Raw genomic sequence first — 16086 nt, 5'->3', positions numbered from 1 at the left:
CATGCTAAAGACAATGCAAAAACACGGCGTCACGCTGGCGATCTTCGCCGCCGCCCTCACCGGGCTGACCGCGCTGGTAAATGAACTGACGAAAACCACCATTGCAGAGCAGGCAATGAAGCAGCAAAAAGCGCTGTTCGATCAGGTGATCCCATCCGATCTCTACGATAATGACCTGCAAAAAAGCTGCTTTGTCGTGCAGGCTCCGCAGCTTGGTAAAGGACCCCATCGCGTTTATATTGCCCGCAAGGGCGATAACCCCGTGGGCGCCGTCATGGAAGCCACCGCGCCGGACGGTTACTCCGGTGCGATTCAGCTGCTGGTGGGCAGCGATTTTTCCGGCACCGTACTGGGTACGCGCGTGACGGAGCATCACGAAACGCCGGGCCTTGGCGACAAAATTGAAACACGCTTAAGCGACTGGATCTTACACTTCGCCGGAAAGATGATTCATGGCGAGGACGATCCTGCTTTCGCGGTGAAAAAAGATGGCGGCGAATTTGACCAGTTCACGGGTGCCACGATTACCCCGCGCGCGGTGGTCAACGCCGTAAAGCGCGCCGGGCTGTATGCCGAAACGCTGCCCGCGCAGATCAATCATCTTTCCACCTGTGAGGAGTGACCATGAGCCAGGTTAAAGAGGTTATCGTCCAGGGTCTCTGGAAGAACAACTCCGCGCTGGTGCAGCTGCTGGGGCTATGTCCGCTGCTGGCGGTGACGTCTACCGCCACCAACGCGCTCGGGCTGGGGCTGGCGACCACGCTGGTGCTGACCCTGACTAACTTTTCCATTTCTGTTTTGCGCCGCTGGACGCCGTCAGAAATCCGTATTCCGATTTATGTCATGATCATTGCGTCGGTGGTCAGCGTCGTGCAAATGCTGATTAACGCCTACGCATTTGGCCTGTACCAGTCGCTCGGGATCTTCATTCCGCTTATCGTGACTAACTGTATTGTCGTAGGCCGCGCTGAAGCCTTCGCGGTGAAAAACAATCCGGCCATATCCGCGCTGGATGGGTTTTCCATCGGCATGGGCGCGACTGCCGCCATGTTCGTCCTCGGCTCTCTGCGTGAAATTTTGGGCAACGGTACGCTCTTCGACGGTGCGGACGCGCTGCTTGGCGGCTGGGCGAAGTCGCTGCGTATTGAGGTGTTCCATACGGACACCCCGTTCCTGCTGGCCATGCTACCTCCTGGCGCCTTCATTGGCCTTGGGATGATGCTGGCGTTAAAATACCTGATTGATGAAAAACGTAAACGCCGCGCCGCTGAACGCAGCGTACAGGAAGGGATCCCCGAGAAAGCAGTATGAATAAAGAGAAACGCATTGCGATCCTGACGCGCCTGCGCGATGAGAATCCTCATCCAACGACAGAGCTGAACTTTAACTCGCCGTTTGAACTGTTGATCGCGGTGCTGCTCTCTGCACAGGCGACGGACGTGAGCGTCAATAAAGCCACTGCCCTGCTCTACCCTGTCGCCAATACGCCGCAGGCCATGCTGGAGCTGGGCGTTGAAGGTGTGAAATCCTATATCAAGACCATTGGCCTGTTTAACAGCAAGGCCGAAAACGTCATTAAGACCTGCCGGATCCTGCTGGAGAAGCACGGCGGTGAAGTCCCTGAAGATCGCGCCGCGCTGGAAGCGTTGCCGGGCGTCGGGCGTAAAACGGCAAATGTGGTGCTGAACACGGCGTTTGGCTGGCCGACCATCGCCGTGGATACCCATATCTTCCGCGTCTCAAATCGCACCCGTTTCGCGCCGGGTAAAAACGTGGAAGAGGTTGAAGAGAAGCTGTTAAAAGTCGTTCCTGCGGAATTTAAGGTGGACTGCCACCACTGGCTGATCCTGCACGGACGGTATACCTGTATTGCCCGTAAGCCACGCTGCGGTTCCTGCATTATCGAAGATCTCTGCGAATACAAAGAAAAAGTCTATCCCTGAGCGTAAACCACCTTACTTCTTACCTGTTCAAGCCCTTAGAATTAACAAGGGCTCTGATATCTTCTCGATTGACCATAAATTGCCCTCTCTTTCTCCTTTACGCATTGTCGATTCTTCGGTCATTTAACACTCAAACAGGTTAATAGTTTTTTCATCACCAAAAATTTCTATACATCTGTGATCGCGATCACTCTGATAACCTGATGTTGGATTTTTGTTGTTAAAACCCGCCCAACCCCTTTGTCAGACAAGATTTCGTCTATTCAACACCGCACATAAGACCAGTCATTTTTCAGAACATGGGCTATATCACTGCCAATCACCCGAAATAGCAGAACATATCGCCATACAGCCATTAAACAGGGTCGCTCACAGTCAAAAAAACCACTAATTTTCAACCAATGAAATTTAAAGCTGCATAACATTTGCGTGAACCGATGATTATACCGCCAGAGTTATATGTAACAGATTATTACAAACGTATTGCCAGATGGGGCTGGATAGTGAACATTACCCGCCGTTTCCCCTCCCAATATAACTATAAAGCGGATGTACTACGGTCATCACGCTATGAACACCCCCGTTAATATGGGATGTAAAAAAAGAGGTATATGTGTCTACTGCAAACAATAAACCAACAGATGAGAGCGTAAGTCTTAACGCTTTCAAACAGCCTAAAGCGTTCTATCTCATTTTCTCTATCGAATTATGGGAACGTTTTGGCTACTACGGCCTGCAAGGGATCATGGCGGTTTACCTGGTTAAACAGCTGGGTATGTCTGAAGCCGATTCCATCACGCTATTCTCTTCCTTCAGCGCCCTGGTGTATGGCCTCGTCGCTATCGGCGGCTGGTTAGGCGATAAAGTCCTCGGTACTAAACGAGTCATTATGCTGGGCGCCGTTGTTCTGGCGATTGGCTATGGGCTGGTTGCCTGGTCCGGGCACGATGCAGGTGTGGTTTACATGGGCATGGCTACCATCGCGGTAGGTAACGGCCTCTTCAAGGCGAACCCATCTTCCCTGCTCTCTACCTGCTACAGCAAAGATGACCCACGTCTGGACGGTGCATTTACCATGTACTACATGTCCATCAACATCGGCTCCTTCTTCTCTATGCTGGCAACCCCATGGCTGGCCGCAAAATTCGGCTGGAGCGTAGCGTTTGCGCTGAGCTTCGTGGGTATGCTGATCACCGTTGTGAACTTCCTGTTCTGCCGTAGCTGGGTTAAAGACTATGGTTCAAAACCAGACTTCGAACCCGTGCACATGGGCAAACTGCTGGCAACCATCGTCGGCATCGTGATCCTGGCCGCTGTCGCCACCTGGCTGCTGCATAACCAGGGCGTTGCACGTGCCGTACTGGGCGTGGTTGCGCTGGGTATCGTGATTATCTTCGCGAAAGAAGCCTTCGCGATGCAGGGTGCGGCACGTCGTAAGATGATTGTGGCGTTCATTCTGATGCTGGAAGCAATCATCTTCTTCGTTCTGTACAGCCAGATGCCAACGTCTCTGAACTTCTTCGCTATCCGCAACGTTGAGCACTCCATCCTCGGTATCGCGTTCGAGCCGGAGCAGTATCAGGCCCTGAACCCGTTCTGGATCATGATTGGTAGCCCGATTCTGGCCGCTATCTATAACAAGATGGGCGACCGTCTGCCTATGCCGCACAAGTTCGCTATCGGTATGGTGCTGTGCTCTGGCGCATTCCTGGTGCTGCCGCTGGGGACGAAATTCGCGACCGACGCGGGTATCGTGTCTGTAAACTGGCTGATCCTGAGCTATGCGCTGCAATCCATCGGTGAACTGATGATCTCCGGTCTGGGCCTGGCGATGGTTGCGCAGCTGGTCCCTCAGCGTCTGATGGGCTTCATCATGGGTAGCTGGTTCCTGACTACCGCTGGCGCGGCCATCATCGCAGGTAAGATTGCGAACCTGATGGCGGTACCAGACAACGTTACCGACCCGCTGGTTTCCCTGAATGTCTACGGCACCGTGTTCATGCAAATTGGTATCGCGACCGCCGTGATTGCCGTACTGATGCTGCTGACCGCACCTAAACTGAATCGTATGACGCAGGACGACGACAAATCCGCTAAAGCGATTAAAACCGCGAACGCGTAATGTCATCGGGAAACGACTGAACAGAAGCCGCTAATTGATTAGCGGCTTTTTTTTTATCCGAACGCGCACTAACATAGCTGGAACCTCAGCAAAAAGGAGTTACCGATGAAACTGTTCTATAAACCGGGCGCCTGCTCTCTTGCTTCCCATATTACGCTTCGCGAGAGCGGTAAAGATTTCACGCTGGACGGCGTTGACCTGATGAAAAAGCGCCTGGAAAACGGGGATGACTTTTTTGCGATTAACCCAAAAGGGCAGGTTCCGGCCCTGCTGCTGGATGATGGCACCCTGCTGACCGAAGGGGTGGCGATTATGCAATTCCTGGCGGACAACGTACCGGATCGTCAGCTCCTTGCCCCCACCGGCAGCATTGCGCGTTATAAGACGCTGGAGTGGCTGAACTATATTGCCACCGAACTGCACAAAGGCTTTACGCCCCTGTTCCGCCCGGACACGCCAGAAGAGTACAAACCTACCGTGCGCGCGCTGCTGGAGAAAAAGTTGCAGTACGTTAACGACGCGCTGAAAGACGACCAGTGGATCTGTGGCTCGCGTTTCACTATCGCCGATGCCTATCTGTTTACCGTTCTGCGCTGGGCGCGCGCGGTTAAGTTGAACATGGAAGGATTAGACCATGTCGCCTCGTATATGACGCGCGTGGCGGAGCGTCCTGCGGTGGCGGCGGCGCTGAAAGCGGAAGGGTTGAATTAACGGAGCGGCCTGGGGAGCCGGGTGGCGCTGACGCTTACCCGGCCTACAAATTCCGTAGGCCCGTGCAAGCGCAGCGCCGCCGGGCAGTGTCTATAGCTGCGTTGCGCTAAAATAGTGCTCCGGCTTCGCGATGCGATCCTGTGCCGCGACGACCTGGAGCTCATATTCCTGCATCGTCTTCGTCGCAATCATGATTTCATAAACGGCTGCGGTGACGTGCTCCAGCGCATCGCGCAGGCTCGCGCCTTGCAATAGTTTCACCAGCAGCAAACCGCTGGTCACATCCCCGACCCCGACAGGCTGACGTGTACCGAAATCCACTAGCGGTCGACTGATATGCCAGGCTTCATCCTTCGTCACCAGCAGCTTCTCAAAACGGTCCTGGCTCAACCCTGCGCGTGCCAGGTGTTTCACCAGTACAATCTCTGGCCCCTGGGCGATCAGCTCGCGAGAGGCGCTTACAGCCTCTTCTACGCTGTTAACCGGATGCTCGCTGAGGATCTCCAGTTCAATCAGGTTGGGGGCAATAATATCGCTGGCGGGCAATGCATGACGGACATGAAACTCCGCAACGCCCGGCGCTACGATGCAGCCTTTTTCCGGATGTCCCATCACCGGATCGCAGAAATATTTCGCCGCGGGGTTTGCCGCTTTCACCTGGCGCACAATGCCGAGGATGTGCTCCCCCTGCTCCGCCGATCCCAGATAGCCGCTCAGTACGGCATCGCAGCGTTTAAGCTGGTCGATATCCGCAATCCCCTGAACGATTTCCGTCAGATGCGACGGCGGCATCACGCAGCCGGTCCATTTACCGTACTGGGTGTGATTCGAAAACTGGACGGTATTGAGGGGCCAGACATTAACGCCGAGGCGGCGCATCGGGAATTCCGCAGCGCTGTTGCCAGCATGTCCAAACACAACGTGGGACTGAATGGCGAGGATGTTCTTCATGTTGTACTTACCAAACCCTGTCAAAACAAAAGGGGCGTGGTTTCCCACGCCCCTGCATACTTTTAATTACTTCCAGCAGACCAGGCAGTAATTTTTCTTACCGCGACGCAGCAGCGTGTAGCGACCATAGAGACGGTCGTTCTCGGTAAAGGTGTATTCCGGATCGGCCTGTTTTTCGCCATTAATGGTGATCGCGTTAGAGGCGATGGTTTTACGCGCCTGACCGCGAGACGGCTGGAGCTCGGAGTCCACCAGCGCCTGCATCAGATCGGCGCCTTTTTCCATCTCCACCATCGGTACGCCATCCTGCGCCAGCTGTTCGAAATCCGCTTCGCTTAAATCGCTCAGGGTCCCGTTGAACAGGCTCGCCGTAATGCGTTTCGCTGCCGCCAGACCTTCTTCGCCGTGAACCAGTTTGGTTACTTCGTCCGCCAGCACGTACTGGGCGCGTGGTGCTTTACCGCTGTTCTTGTCTTCTTCTTCCAGCGCATTGATTTCTTCGATATCCATAAAGGTGAAGAACTTCAGGAAGCGATAAACATCGGCATCCGCCGTGTTGATCCAGAACTGGTAGAATTTATACGGGCTGGTTTTCTTCGGATCCAGCCATACCGCGCCGCCTTCGGTCTTACCGAACTTGGTACCGTCTGCTTTGGTGATCAACGGCACGGTCAGACCAAACACCTGATTCTGGTGGAGGCGACGGGTCAGATCGATACCGGAGGTGATGTTACCCCACTGGTCGGAACCGCCAATTTGCAGAGATACGCCGTGCAGCTTGTTCAGGCAGGCGAAGTCATACCCCTGCAACAGGTTGTAGGAGAACTCGGTGAAAGAGATACCTTGGTCGTCACGGTTAAGACGCTGCTTCACTGCTTCTTTGTTAATCATCTGGTTAACAGAGAAGTGTTTGCCGATGTCACGCAGGAACGTCAGCACGTTCATGCCACCAAACCAGTCGTAGTTGTTCGCCGCAATCGCAGAGTTATCACCGCAGTCGAAATCCAGGAACGGTGCAACCTGTTTACGGATCTTATCCACCCACTCCTGCACGGTGTCTTCGGTATTCAGCTTACGCTCAGCGGCTTTGAAACTTGGGTCGCCAATCAGACCGGTCGCGCCGCCAACCAGAGCGACAGGCTTATGGCCGGCCATCTGGAAGCGTTTCAGGCATAACAATGGAACAAGATGCCCCAAATGCAAGCTGTCAGCGGTGGGATCGAAGCCGCAATAGAGCGCGATCGGGCCTTGCGCCAGTCGCTCTGCTAACGCTTCCTCGTCCGTCACCTGGGCCACGAGGCCCCGCTCTTGCAATTGTTTAATCAAGTTACTGCTTGCCATCAAATTCTCCATGTATAAACGACTGCACCTTTGCCGGTACACGACTTTTCGCCTGATGCGAAAGGACCATAGAATAAAGCGCCAGCGCGGTGTGCGCTAGCGCTTAAATCAACAAATTTTGGGGATTACGGTGCCAGTCTGTCGATTTTCCAGCCACCGTTGTCGCGCTGGTATAAAAAGCGGTCGTGGAGACGGTGTTCACCGCCCTGCCAGAATTCCATCTGCTCAATGGGGATGCGGAACCCGCCCCAGAAACTCGGCAGCGGTACTTCACCCTGCTGAAACTTCTGTTTGAGTTCGAGGAATTTACTCTCCAGCACGCCGCGGGCTGAGATTCGGCTGGACTGTTTAGAGACCCAGGCACCGATCTGACTGTCGCGCGGGCGGCTGTGGAAATATTTCACCACTTCAAGCGTAGAGAGGCGCTCCGCCGTGCCGGTAACCATCACCTGGCGCTCAAGCATATGCCACGGGAAGAGCAGGCTAATACGCGGATTATTTTCAAGGTGATGCGCTTTACGACTGCCCAGGTTGGTGTAGAACACCAGCCCTTTCTCGTCATAATGCTTGAGAAGAACGATGCGTTGATACGGCTGACCATTTTCATCAACCGTGGCAACAACCATCGCGGTCGGGTCGGCCAGTTTCGCTTCGCAGGCCTGCTTCAGCCAGCGTTCAAAAAGCACCAGCGGTTCGGCGGGAAGATCCTGGCGTCGCAGACCGCCTTTGGTGTATTCACGGCGCAGATGCGCAATTTGCTGTAGTTCGTCGTTATCTGACATGGCGTTAGCTGAAAGTGAGATTGGGTGGCGCTATTGTGCGCGCCCCCTTCAAAAATCTCAACGCTTCGGATTTTGAAGCTGACAATTGTTCAGCACAATGCGGTCACGCTTGTAGACGGTGGCGCTGTCGCCTTTCGACCAGAAGACGTAGATCCCGTCTGAGTAGCGCGCACCGGAGGCCGACATTCCCTGCTTCAGCGTCAACAACTTATTGTCATAAACAAAGCTGGCTTCCTGACGCGGGTTGTTCAGCTTCACCGTCAGCGGTTTTTCATCACAACGATATTCCAGCGTATCGGTTTGCATACGCTCAACGAACTGGTTATAGACGCTGCATCCGGTCATAAGAAAAGGTACAGCAATGAGAAGAAGTTTTTTCATGGGCAGATTCCGAAGACTATCCTGGTCCTGGAGGGCCTAACCGCCCTCCTGTTTTTCCCTATTTTACGGGTTACGCCTCCCGCTGAATTTCAGTTAACTCTGATTATGGCGCGGGTTTGCGGGGAAAATGGCCCCGAGGACGCTCGCCTCCCGCGCACCGGTTACGGAGGGTAAATTAGCCGGCAGACCGGCAACCGTACGCCAGGCAAGCCAGGCGAAGGCCAGCGCTTCCATATCGTCTCCGCTGATCCCGGCTTCATCAGTGGTCGTGACTTCGGTGCCCGGCAGCAAGGCGGCGAGGCGTGCCATCACCAGCGGGTTTCGGCTTCCGCCTCCGCATACCAGCAAGCGCTCACACCCGCCGCTCAGCAACACCTGTTCAGAGATCGACACCGCGGTGAGCTCCGTCAGCGTAGCCTGCACATCCTGAGGCGCAAGGCCGGGGAAGCGCGCCAGCTGACGTTCAAGCCAGCCGTAGTTGAAATATTCCCGCCCCGTGCTTTTTGGCGCAGGCAGAGCAAAGAAAGGATCGCTTAACAGGGTTTGCAGCAAGGGAAGGATCACTTTCCCCTGGCTGGCCCACTGCGCGTCTTTGTCATAGGCTTTACCGCTCTGACGCCAGATCCAGGCATCCATCAGCATATTACCGGGTCCGGTATCGTACCCCCGCACGGGTTGCCCGGGAATAAGCATCGACAGGTTGGCGATCCCGCCGATGTTCAGGACCATCCTGCGCTCTACCGGGTGCGCCAGCAGCGCCTGATGAAATGCCGGAACCAGCGGCGCCCCCTGCCCGCCGAGGGCCATATCACGACGACGGAAATCACCCACCACCGTTACGCCGGTTTTTGCCACAATCTGGTTGTTATCGCCAATTTGCATCGTGTGCGGCGCCTCGCCGACAGGTTCATGCCAGACGGTCTGCCCATGGCAGCCTATTGCCACGATATCCTGCGGGTGGAGTCTTTCCTGCTGCATCAGGGCCAGTACCGCATCAGCAAACAGCGCCCCCAGACGCACATCCAGTTGGCCCAGTTGGGAAAGCGTCAGCTGTTGCCCCTGGCAGATGTTCAGGATCTCTTCTTTTAACGAGACCGGAATTGGCCAGGTCAGGCTTGCCTGCTGCGCCACCATGTTTTCATCAATGGCGGCCAGAACGACATCCACACCGTCAAGACTGGTACCAGACATCACACCGATATAGCGACCCGATTTCATGCGCTTTCCTTACGTTACATGGGCTAAGTGCAAACACTCCATCATAAATAACGCGGCTTTGCTATGCGGTGATAATAATTTTTAACAATCTCAGACCTGTAGCACAGGCGATGTTTGTTTATGTCCCGTTAAGCCCTGTTCAGGTAAAATTTATTTATTCGGCATGCAAAGATATGAACTGTGGTCAGGAATGCCATATAATTTAGCCATAACGGATGCCCCAACCGGGCGTTTTTTGGTGAACAGGAGAGTCAAATGATTTTACGTGTACTGGGCGTTTCGCTGATTGGTTTAACACTGGCGGGTTGTGTGAATGACAGTTCACTCTCCGGCGACGTATATAGTGCTTCTGAAGCTAAACAGGTACAGAACGTGACATACGGTACTATCGTTAATGCCCGTCCTGTTCAGATTCAGGGTGGCGATGACACGAACGTGGTGGGCGCAATCGGCGGTGCTGTGCTGGGTGGTTTCCTGGGTAATACCATTGGCGGCGGCACCGGACGTTCTCTGGCGACCGCAGCGGGCGCAGTTGCAGGCGGCGTAGCGGGTCAGGGCGTTCAGGGTGCGATGAACAAAACTCAGGGCGTTGAGCTGGAAATCCGCAAAGACGATGGCAGCACTATTATGGTTGTGCAGAAACAGGGTAACACCCGCTTCTCTGCTGGCCAGCGTGTTGTTCTTGCAAGCAACGGCAGCCAGGTCACCGTCTCCCCGCGTTAATATCCTGATGGATGTGGTCTTTCAGACCGCATCCATTTACCAAAATCATCATTTCCAATAATATATTGGCACAATATATTCACATGGTGAATTATTCATTTCACCCGTTCTTGTCCGTGCGCAAAGTATTTTTTATTTCCCTCGCTTAGACTCTTCGCAATCTCTTTTTCCTTTTTTAATTTTTAAATTCTCTATGCTTGCGATCTGTCGATTTGTAAAGAACCGCTTTGTGGCCTTCGCGCTTGGGTGTATTGTTATCATTGCCGTATTACAAGGTTTTTTTATAAAACTTGTTGAATGGGTTCCTTCGTTTTCACCTTTGTTTTTCCCTACGCTGACGATATTTCTTCTGGTGTTCCATCTGTTTATTGCCTGTTTTATGGCAATGAAATACTGGTGCGACAAAAGGCGATTATATCTTGTTCCCATTGCCCTGGCCTTTGCCGGTTCGGCGTTACTGATGGTGGGGACACTGGCCAGCTTCCCGGCCTGGCTTGATCTCTATCAGTTCAACGAAGCGAACTATAACGACGCCATGATTTTCTACATGTTCCGCCACTTTTTAATGGCGGTGCTGATGATCGTCGCAGCATTACTGTATACCCTGCGCAATTCTGCGCTCTCACGAAGCGCCCATGTTGGTATCGTTGTCGGCGCCTCGCTCTTTACGGGCTGTATGCTTGGGCTGGCATTGTTCTATTCCAGCCATTCAACCCTGCTCACACTGGACCTGGTGGATAATGAAACCCGACAGTTTATGGTTCTCTGGAGCCAGGCGATCAATATCATTTTGATCGTCCTGTGGGTAGTAACGTTAATCACCCTGTTGGCCATTACCCGCGTGAAGAATTTGTTTTGGGTCGGCGGCAATTTTTTATGTGTCTGTTATATCGTCACTCTGCTCATGCTATTGTTAGGCGGACACGCTGAAGATATTTCATGGTACCGGGCACGGTTATTCGAAACTGTCGCTACGTTAATGATTATTTTCATCTTACTTTCCGACGTATTTAATTTGTATCGTGACTCGCATGTAAAATATCAGCAGTCTTATCAAAATTCCATCCGCGACCCCCTCACCCGTCTTTATAATCGCAGCTATTTCTATGATTCATTAAATCACGCGCTAAACACGGCCACGGTGACACATCCGGTGTCGGTGGTCGTGAGCGATCTTGACCGTTTTAAACGCATTAACGACTGCTACGGTCATTTGCAGGGGGATAGGGTTTTACAATTTGTCTCAAACCTGTTGACCGATTCGGTGCGACCGCAGGATATCGCGGCGCGGATCGGCGGCGAAGAGTTTGTGCTCATGCTGACAAATACACCGTCCGATGTCGCGCATCAGGTTGCCGAACGTATTCGCCTCAAGTTGAGCGGGTTTGACAAGGCCAGCAGCGGTGGGCAGCTTCCGGAACCGATTACCATTAGTATGGGAGTATTCACCGCTACCTCGCCGGAAACCAGCGCTGAAACCTGTGTGGAAAGCGCGGATAAAGCCATGTACGAGGCAAAAGAGACGGGCCGCAACCGGGTGGTGGTGTTCAGAACATGACAAAGGCCTTGCACGAGCAAGGCCAGTGAACAACGTCAGTCGCGCGACTGTAAATCGTGGATGTTTTGCTCAAGACGGGCGATGAGTCCGATCAGCATCTCCAGCTCAGCGGGTGAAATACCGGCCAGGATCTCCCCTCGCGTTTTACTGATGACGGTTTCCATCTCAGTAATAATCGGGGCCGCTTTTTCCGTCAATTTGATCCGCTTGGCGCGACGGTCGCTGGCGCAGGTTTGTCGGGAGATGAGTCCCTTCTCTTCCAGCTGGTCAAGGGTACGCACCAGGGAAGGCTGTTCAATACCAATCGCTTTTGCCAGTTGGATCTGTGACTGATCGGGCGGAAGCTGATGGATGTTGTGCAGCGTAACCCAGTGCGTCTGTGTGAGTTCCAGAGGTTTCAGGCGATGGTCAATCAGAGCACGCCAGATGCGTACCAACCTTGCCAGATCAGAACCTAATGGCGATTCCAATTTCATCTCCTTATAATTAGCTTGCTAAGTGATTATAGTGATTTTAGAATAGTTTGCAGTATTTGTATTGCCAAAACAAATGCAATCACGGTATTCATCATTCCTTAAAGGATGATTTACACTGAACGGTAATGCGCCATCGCATTGAAATCTGCCATTGTGGCCCTCATTCCACCGCAAAGGATCGCTGCTTGTGACGTTGTTTTCCTTCTCCGCAGGGTTGCCCCTCCAGGATCTGATTGTTGGCGCATCGGTCTACTTTCCGCCACTGTTTAAAGCCGTGATGGTCGGTTTTGTGATCTGGCTCATTGCGCATCGTCTGCTGCGCGACTGGATGTATTCCGGTGAAATCTGGCACCCGATGTTAATGGATCTCTCCCTGTTTACCCTCTCCGTCTGTCTTGGCCTTGCCGTGTTAACCGTGTGGTGAGAATAGCATTGAAAACGTTAAAATATTTTTCCACTCTTTTCGTCTTAGCGCTGGCGCTTATCGCCGGCTGGTGGCTCTGGAATTATTACATGCAGTCGCCCTGGACGCGTGACGGCAAGATCCGCGCGGAACAGGTCAGCATCACGCCACAAGTGTCCGGCAGTATCAGCGCGCTGCTGGTGAAGGACAACCAGTTCGTTCATGCGGGTGATGTGTTATTCCGCATCGACGAGACCCCTTTTCACATTGCGGTGCTCAATGCCCAGGCGCAGCTCGCAAAAGCTCAATCCGATCTGGCAAAAGCCAATAACGAAGCCGAACGTCGCCGACATCTGTCGAGGAATTACATCTCTGCGGAAGATCTCGATACCGCCAATATCAATGTAAAAGCCATGCAGGCCAGCCTGAAGGTTGCAGAGGCAACGCTGAAACAGGCCGAGTGGCAACTGACCCAGACCGTTGTCAAAGCTCCGGTGGATGGATGGATCACGAGCCTGTCGACCCGTGTGGGGGATTACGCCACCACAGGCCAGCCGGTCTTTGCCCTGGTCGACAGCCGCTCTTTCTATGTTGTAGGTTATTTTGAAGAGACCAAGCTGCGCCATATCCGCGAGGGAGCGCCTGCCCGAATCACGCTTTACAGCGGCGCAGAAACGTTACAGGGTCACGTTAGCAGCATAGGTCGGGCAATTTACGATCAGAGCGTGGAAACCGATTCTGGCCTGGTGCCCGACATCAAACCCAACGTACCGTGGGTGCGTCTGGCTCAGCGGGTGCCTGTTCGCGTCGAGTTTGATCAACTGCCGAAAGACATTACCCTGGTCTCTGGCACAACCTGCACCGTCGCCATCGGATCGCGATGATGAACCTGGGAGCTCTCTCCTGGCGCAATACGCCGTGGATAAAAGCGACACGGCCGCAGTGGCGTTACGCGCTGCGTAACGGCATCGCCATGTGCCTTGCGCTTACGGTTGCCTATTATCTGAATCTGGATGAGCCTTACTGGGCGATGACCTCTGCGGCGGTCGTCAGCTTCCCTACCGTCGGGGGCGTTATCAGTAAAAGCCTCGGGCGCGTGGCAGGTAGCCTGCTGGGGGCAACCGCCGCACTGCTTCTTGCCGGCCATACTCTGAACGATCCCTGGCTCTTTTTGTTAAGCATGTCGGCATGGCTGGGGCTGTGTACCTGGGCCTGCGCTCATTTTACCAATAACGTTGCCTATGCGTTTCAACTGGCGGGTTACACCGCGGCCATTATCGCCTTTCCGGTCGTCAACGTGCTGGATACCACCGAGCTGTGGGATATCGCCCAGGCACGCGTGTGTGAAGTGATGGTCGGCATTCTGTGCGGGGGCGTCATGATGATGATCCTGCCCAGTACCTCAGATGGCACTACGCTTATCACCGCCCTTAAAACGATGCACGCACGTTTGCTGGAACATGCCAGCCTGCTCTGGCAGCCTGACAGCAGCGATGACATCCGCCTCGCGCACGAAAAGGTCATCGGCCAGATCCTGACCATGAACCTGTTGCGCATCCAGGCTTTCTGGAGCCACTACCGTTTTCGTCGCCAGAACACGCTTCTGAACTATTTACTGCACCAGCAATTGCGGATGACGAGCGCGATCTCGAGCCTTCGTCGGATGTTGCTGAACTGGCCTGCACCGCCAGCCCATACCCGGGAGATTATCGAGGCGCTGCTCGCTGCCCTTGCGCGTTCGGATGCCGATATTTATACCGTGGCCCGCATTATCGCGCCGCTCGCCCCAGCGGATGAATATGACTACCGGCATCGCGCCTTCTGGCAGCGTCTGAACTATTTCTGCCGCCTGTATCTGCGCAGCAGCCGCTGGTTAAAAGCCGTCGAGAATGCCACGCCCGTCACCGAATTTTCCGTTCCCGGTAGTCCTGCTCTGGCGCGGCATACCGACGCAATGGAGGCGCTGTGGAGCGGTTTTCGTACGTTTTGCGCGTTGACGGCCGTAGGCGCATGGGCCATCACCACGCAATGGGATGCGGGCAGTGCGGCCCTGACGCTTGCGGCAATCAGCTGCGTGCTCTATTCCGTCGCCGCTTCCCCCTTTAACTCCCTGACGCTTCTGCTGCGTACGCTGGTGCTGCTGTCGCTGTTCAGCTTCGTGGTGAAATTTGGTTTGATGGTGCAGATAACCGACCTCTGGCAATTTCTGCTGTTTCTCTTCCCGCTATTAACCACCATGCAGTTGCTCAAACTGCAAATGCCTAAACTGGCCGGTCTGTGGGGTCAGTTAATTGTTTTTATGGGCTCATTTATCTCTGTAACGAATCCACCGGTTTACGATTACGCTGATTTTCTCAACGACAACCTGGCGAAGATCCTCGGCGTGGGGCTGGCGTGGCTGGCTTTCGCCGTGCTACGCCCGGGCTCGGACGCGCGTAAAAGCCGCAGGCATATTCGGGAGTTGCGCAGGGGTTTTGTCGATCAGCTGAGCCGCAGGCCGCATCTGCGCGAAAGCGAGTATGAATCGCTGGTTTACCATCATGTCAGCCAGCTGAACAACAGCCAGGATTCACTCTCCCGTCGCTGGCTACTGCGCTGGGGCGTGGTGCTGCTAAACTGTTCGCACGTGGTGTGGCAGTTGCGCGCCTGGGAGACGCGTTCCGATCCGCTGTCGCAGGTCCGTGATAACTGTATTTCTATGCTCCGCGATGTTATGAGCGAGCGCGGGGTGCAGCAGCGCCCCCTGAGCGTCACGCTCGCCGAGCTTCAGCGTATTTGCGACACGCTGGCGCACCATCATCAGCCTGCGGCCCGCGATCTGGCATCCATTATCTGGCGGCTGCACTGCTCCCTGTCACAGCTTGAACAGGCGCCGCCACCCGGAACGATTGGCGATCAGATCACCCCGCAGGCATAGCGCGCCCCGCCGCCGCCAAGCGCTTCAGGTTGATCGGACATGTTATCGCCGCCCACGTGGACCATCAGCGCCTTGCCTTTGACCTCGTCAAGCTTTTTGAGTCGTGGCGCCACAACCGGATCGGTGGCTTTACCATCGTTATTTACCACCAGCACCGGCAGATCGCCGAGGTGCCCCATCCCTTCCGGGCCTTCATGCTTACCGGAGTTCTGCGGGTCGAGATGCCCCCCTGCGGCTTCCGCAGCTGTTGGTTTCCCCTCTTTCATCGCGGGTTGACAGCTGCCTTTAGCATGAACGTGAAAACCATGTTCGCCGGGTGGAAGAGCCTTGAGATCGGGAGCAAATTCCAGCCCTTTATCGGTTTCGGTGATTTTCACCGTCCCGATGGACTGACCTACCCCCTGAGAAGTGACGAGATTCATTTCAACGTCCTCGCTGGCTGCCTGCGCCCCTGCGCAAACAACCAGCGTGACCATTGCCAGAGCAAAACGCTTCATATGACCTCCACGGGTTATTTTTTGCACCTTAAGTCTATACCAGAGGCGCAGATTTCACCGGAA

17 protein-coding genes are annotated in these 16086 nt (G+C 54.3%); 10 read left to right on the top strand and 7 right to left on the bottom strand.

Annotation, left to right across the window (positions count from 1 at the left end; genetic code table 11):
* Position 1: 1 nt before the first annotated feature.
* The 5 genes from rsxG (at position 2) to gstA (ending at position 4776) form a co-directional block, all read left to right on the top strand.
* Entirely contained in the window at positions 2–622 is a 621-nt protein-coding gene (gene rsxG, locus SK47_RS09155; protein ID WP_003857590.1) for an electron transport complex subunit RsxG, read from the top strand.
* 2 nt (positions 623–624) lie between these two features.
* Positions 625–1311 carry an electron transport complex subunit E gene (locus SK47_RS09150; protein ID WP_003857592.1) on the top strand — a complete coding sequence of 229 codons (687 nt, stop codon included), beginning with the start codon at positions 625–627 and terminating at the stop codon, positions 1309–1311.
* Positions 1308–1943: an endonuclease III gene (nth, locus tag SK47_RS09145; RefSeq protein ID WP_003857594.1), complete on the top strand. Its 636-nt coding sequence runs from the start codon at positions 1308–1310 to the stop codon at positions 1941–1943. Before SK47_RS09150 ends, nth begins: the two co-directional genes overlap by 4 nt.
* 613 nt (positions 1944–2556) lie before the next feature.
* Positions 2557–4065, top strand: a complete 1509-nt coding sequence (gene dtpA / locus SK47_RS09140) for a dipeptide/tripeptide permease DtpA (protein ID WP_003857596.1) — start codon at positions 2557–2559, stop codon at positions 4063–4065.
* Between the two features lie 105 nt (positions 4066–4170).
* Positions 4171–4776, top strand: coding sequence for a glutathione transferase GstA (gene gstA / locus SK47_RS09135; RefSeq protein ID WP_003857598.1), 606 nt, complete (start codon positions 4171–4173; stop codon positions 4774–4776).
* 90 nt (positions 4777–4866) lie between these two features.
* On the opposite strand, the gene pdxY is transcribed toward gstA, so the two are convergent.
* From pdxY to anmK, 5 genes are all read right to left on the bottom strand, one after another.
* On the bottom strand, positions 4867–5727 hold the full coding sequence (gene pdxY / locus SK47_RS09130) for a pyridoxal kinase PdxY (RefSeq protein WP_003857599.1): 861 nt from the start codon (positions 5725–5727) through the stop codon (positions 4867–4869).
* A gap of 66 nt (positions 5728–5793) precedes the next feature.
* Positions 5794–7068, bottom strand: coding sequence for a tyrosine--tRNA ligase (gene tyrS, locus SK47_RS09125; protein WP_017384594.1), 1275 nt, complete (start codon positions 7066–7068; stop codon positions 5794–5796).
* Positions 7069–7193: 125 nt separating this feature from the next.
* Positions 7194–7850, bottom strand: a complete 657-nt coding sequence (gene pdxH / locus SK47_RS09120) for a pyridoxamine 5'-phosphate oxidase (RefSeq protein ID WP_048208777.1) — start codon at positions 7848–7850, stop codon at positions 7194–7196.
* Between the two features lie 57 nt (positions 7851–7907).
* Positions 7908–8231 (bottom strand): C-type lysozyme inhibitor, encoded by a 324-nt coding sequence (gene mliC, locus SK47_RS09115; protein WP_003857602.1) that lies wholly within the window; start codon positions 8229–8231, stop codon positions 7908–7910.
* Positions 8232–8324: 93 nt separating this feature from the next.
* The gene (gene anmK, locus SK47_RS09110; RefSeq protein ID WP_048243967.1) at positions 8325–9449 is read right to left on the bottom strand and encodes an anhydro-N-acetylmuramic acid kinase; all 1125 of its coding nucleotides are present in this window, start codon (positions 9447–9449) and stop codon (positions 8325–8327) included.
* A 255-nt stretch (positions 9450–9704) separates the two neighbouring features.
* On the opposite strand from anmK, the gene slyB reads away from it, so the two are divergent.
* Both slyB and SK47_RS09100 read left to right on the top strand, forming a co-directional pair.
* Positions 9705–10172 carry an outer membrane lipoprotein SlyB gene (gene slyB / locus SK47_RS09105; RefSeq protein WP_003857604.1) on the top strand — a complete coding sequence of 156 codons (468 nt, stop codon included), beginning with the start codon at positions 9705–9707 and terminating at the stop codon, positions 10170–10172.
* Positions 10173–10365: 193 nt separating this feature from the next.
* Positions 10366–11730 (top strand): GGDEF domain-containing protein, encoded by a 1365-nt coding sequence (locus SK47_RS09100; RefSeq protein WP_048243965.1) that lies wholly within the window; start codon positions 10366–10368, stop codon positions 11728–11730.
* Positions 11731–11765: 35 nt separating this feature from the next.
* On the opposite strand, the gene slyA is transcribed toward SK47_RS09100, so the two are convergent.
* A complete protein-coding gene (slyA, locus tag SK47_RS09095; protein ID WP_006808997.1) occupies positions 11766–12206 on the bottom strand; it encodes a transcriptional regulator SlyA in 441 nt (146 codons plus the stop codon).
* 187 nt (positions 12207–12393) lie between these two features.
* On the opposite strand from slyA, the gene SK47_RS09090 reads away from it, so the two are divergent.
* From SK47_RS09090 to SK47_RS09080, 3 genes are read left to right on the top strand one after another with little or no spacing between them, the layout of a single operon-like run.
* Positions 12394–12630, top strand: coding sequence for a DUF1656 domain-containing protein (locus tag SK47_RS09090; RefSeq protein ID WP_003857607.1), 237 nt, complete (start codon positions 12394–12396; stop codon positions 12628–12630).
* A 2-nt stretch (positions 12631–12632) separates the two neighbouring features.
* A complete protein-coding gene (locus SK47_RS09085) occupies positions 12633–13493 on the top strand; it encodes an efflux RND transporter periplasmic adaptor subunit (protein ID WP_032610212.1) in 861 nt (286 codons plus the stop codon).
* Positions 13493–15526, top strand: coding sequence for an FUSC family protein (locus SK47_RS09080; protein WP_003857609.1), 2034 nt, complete (start codon positions 13493–13495; stop codon positions 15524–15526). The genes SK47_RS09085 and SK47_RS09080 overlap by 1 nt, the downstream gene beginning before the upstream one ends.
* Here SK47_RS09080 and sodC read toward each other — a convergent pair.
* Positions 15505–16023 carry a superoxide dismutase [Cu-Zn] SodC gene (sodC, locus tag SK47_RS09075; RefSeq protein ID WP_003857610.1) on the bottom strand — a complete coding sequence of 173 codons (519 nt, stop codon included), beginning with the start codon at positions 16021–16023 and terminating at the stop codon, positions 15505–15507. The genes SK47_RS09080 and sodC overlap by 22 nt on opposite strands.
* Between the last annotated feature and the right edge of the window lie 63 nt (positions 16024–16086).

This window comes from Enterobacter sp. BWH52, from assembly GCF_001037565.1.
Taxonomy (GTDB): Bacteria; Pseudomonadota; Gammaproteobacteria; order Enterobacterales; family Enterobacteriaceae; genus Enterobacter; species Enterobacter hormaechei_C.
This window is presented reverse-complemented; position numbering and strand designations above follow the sequence as displayed.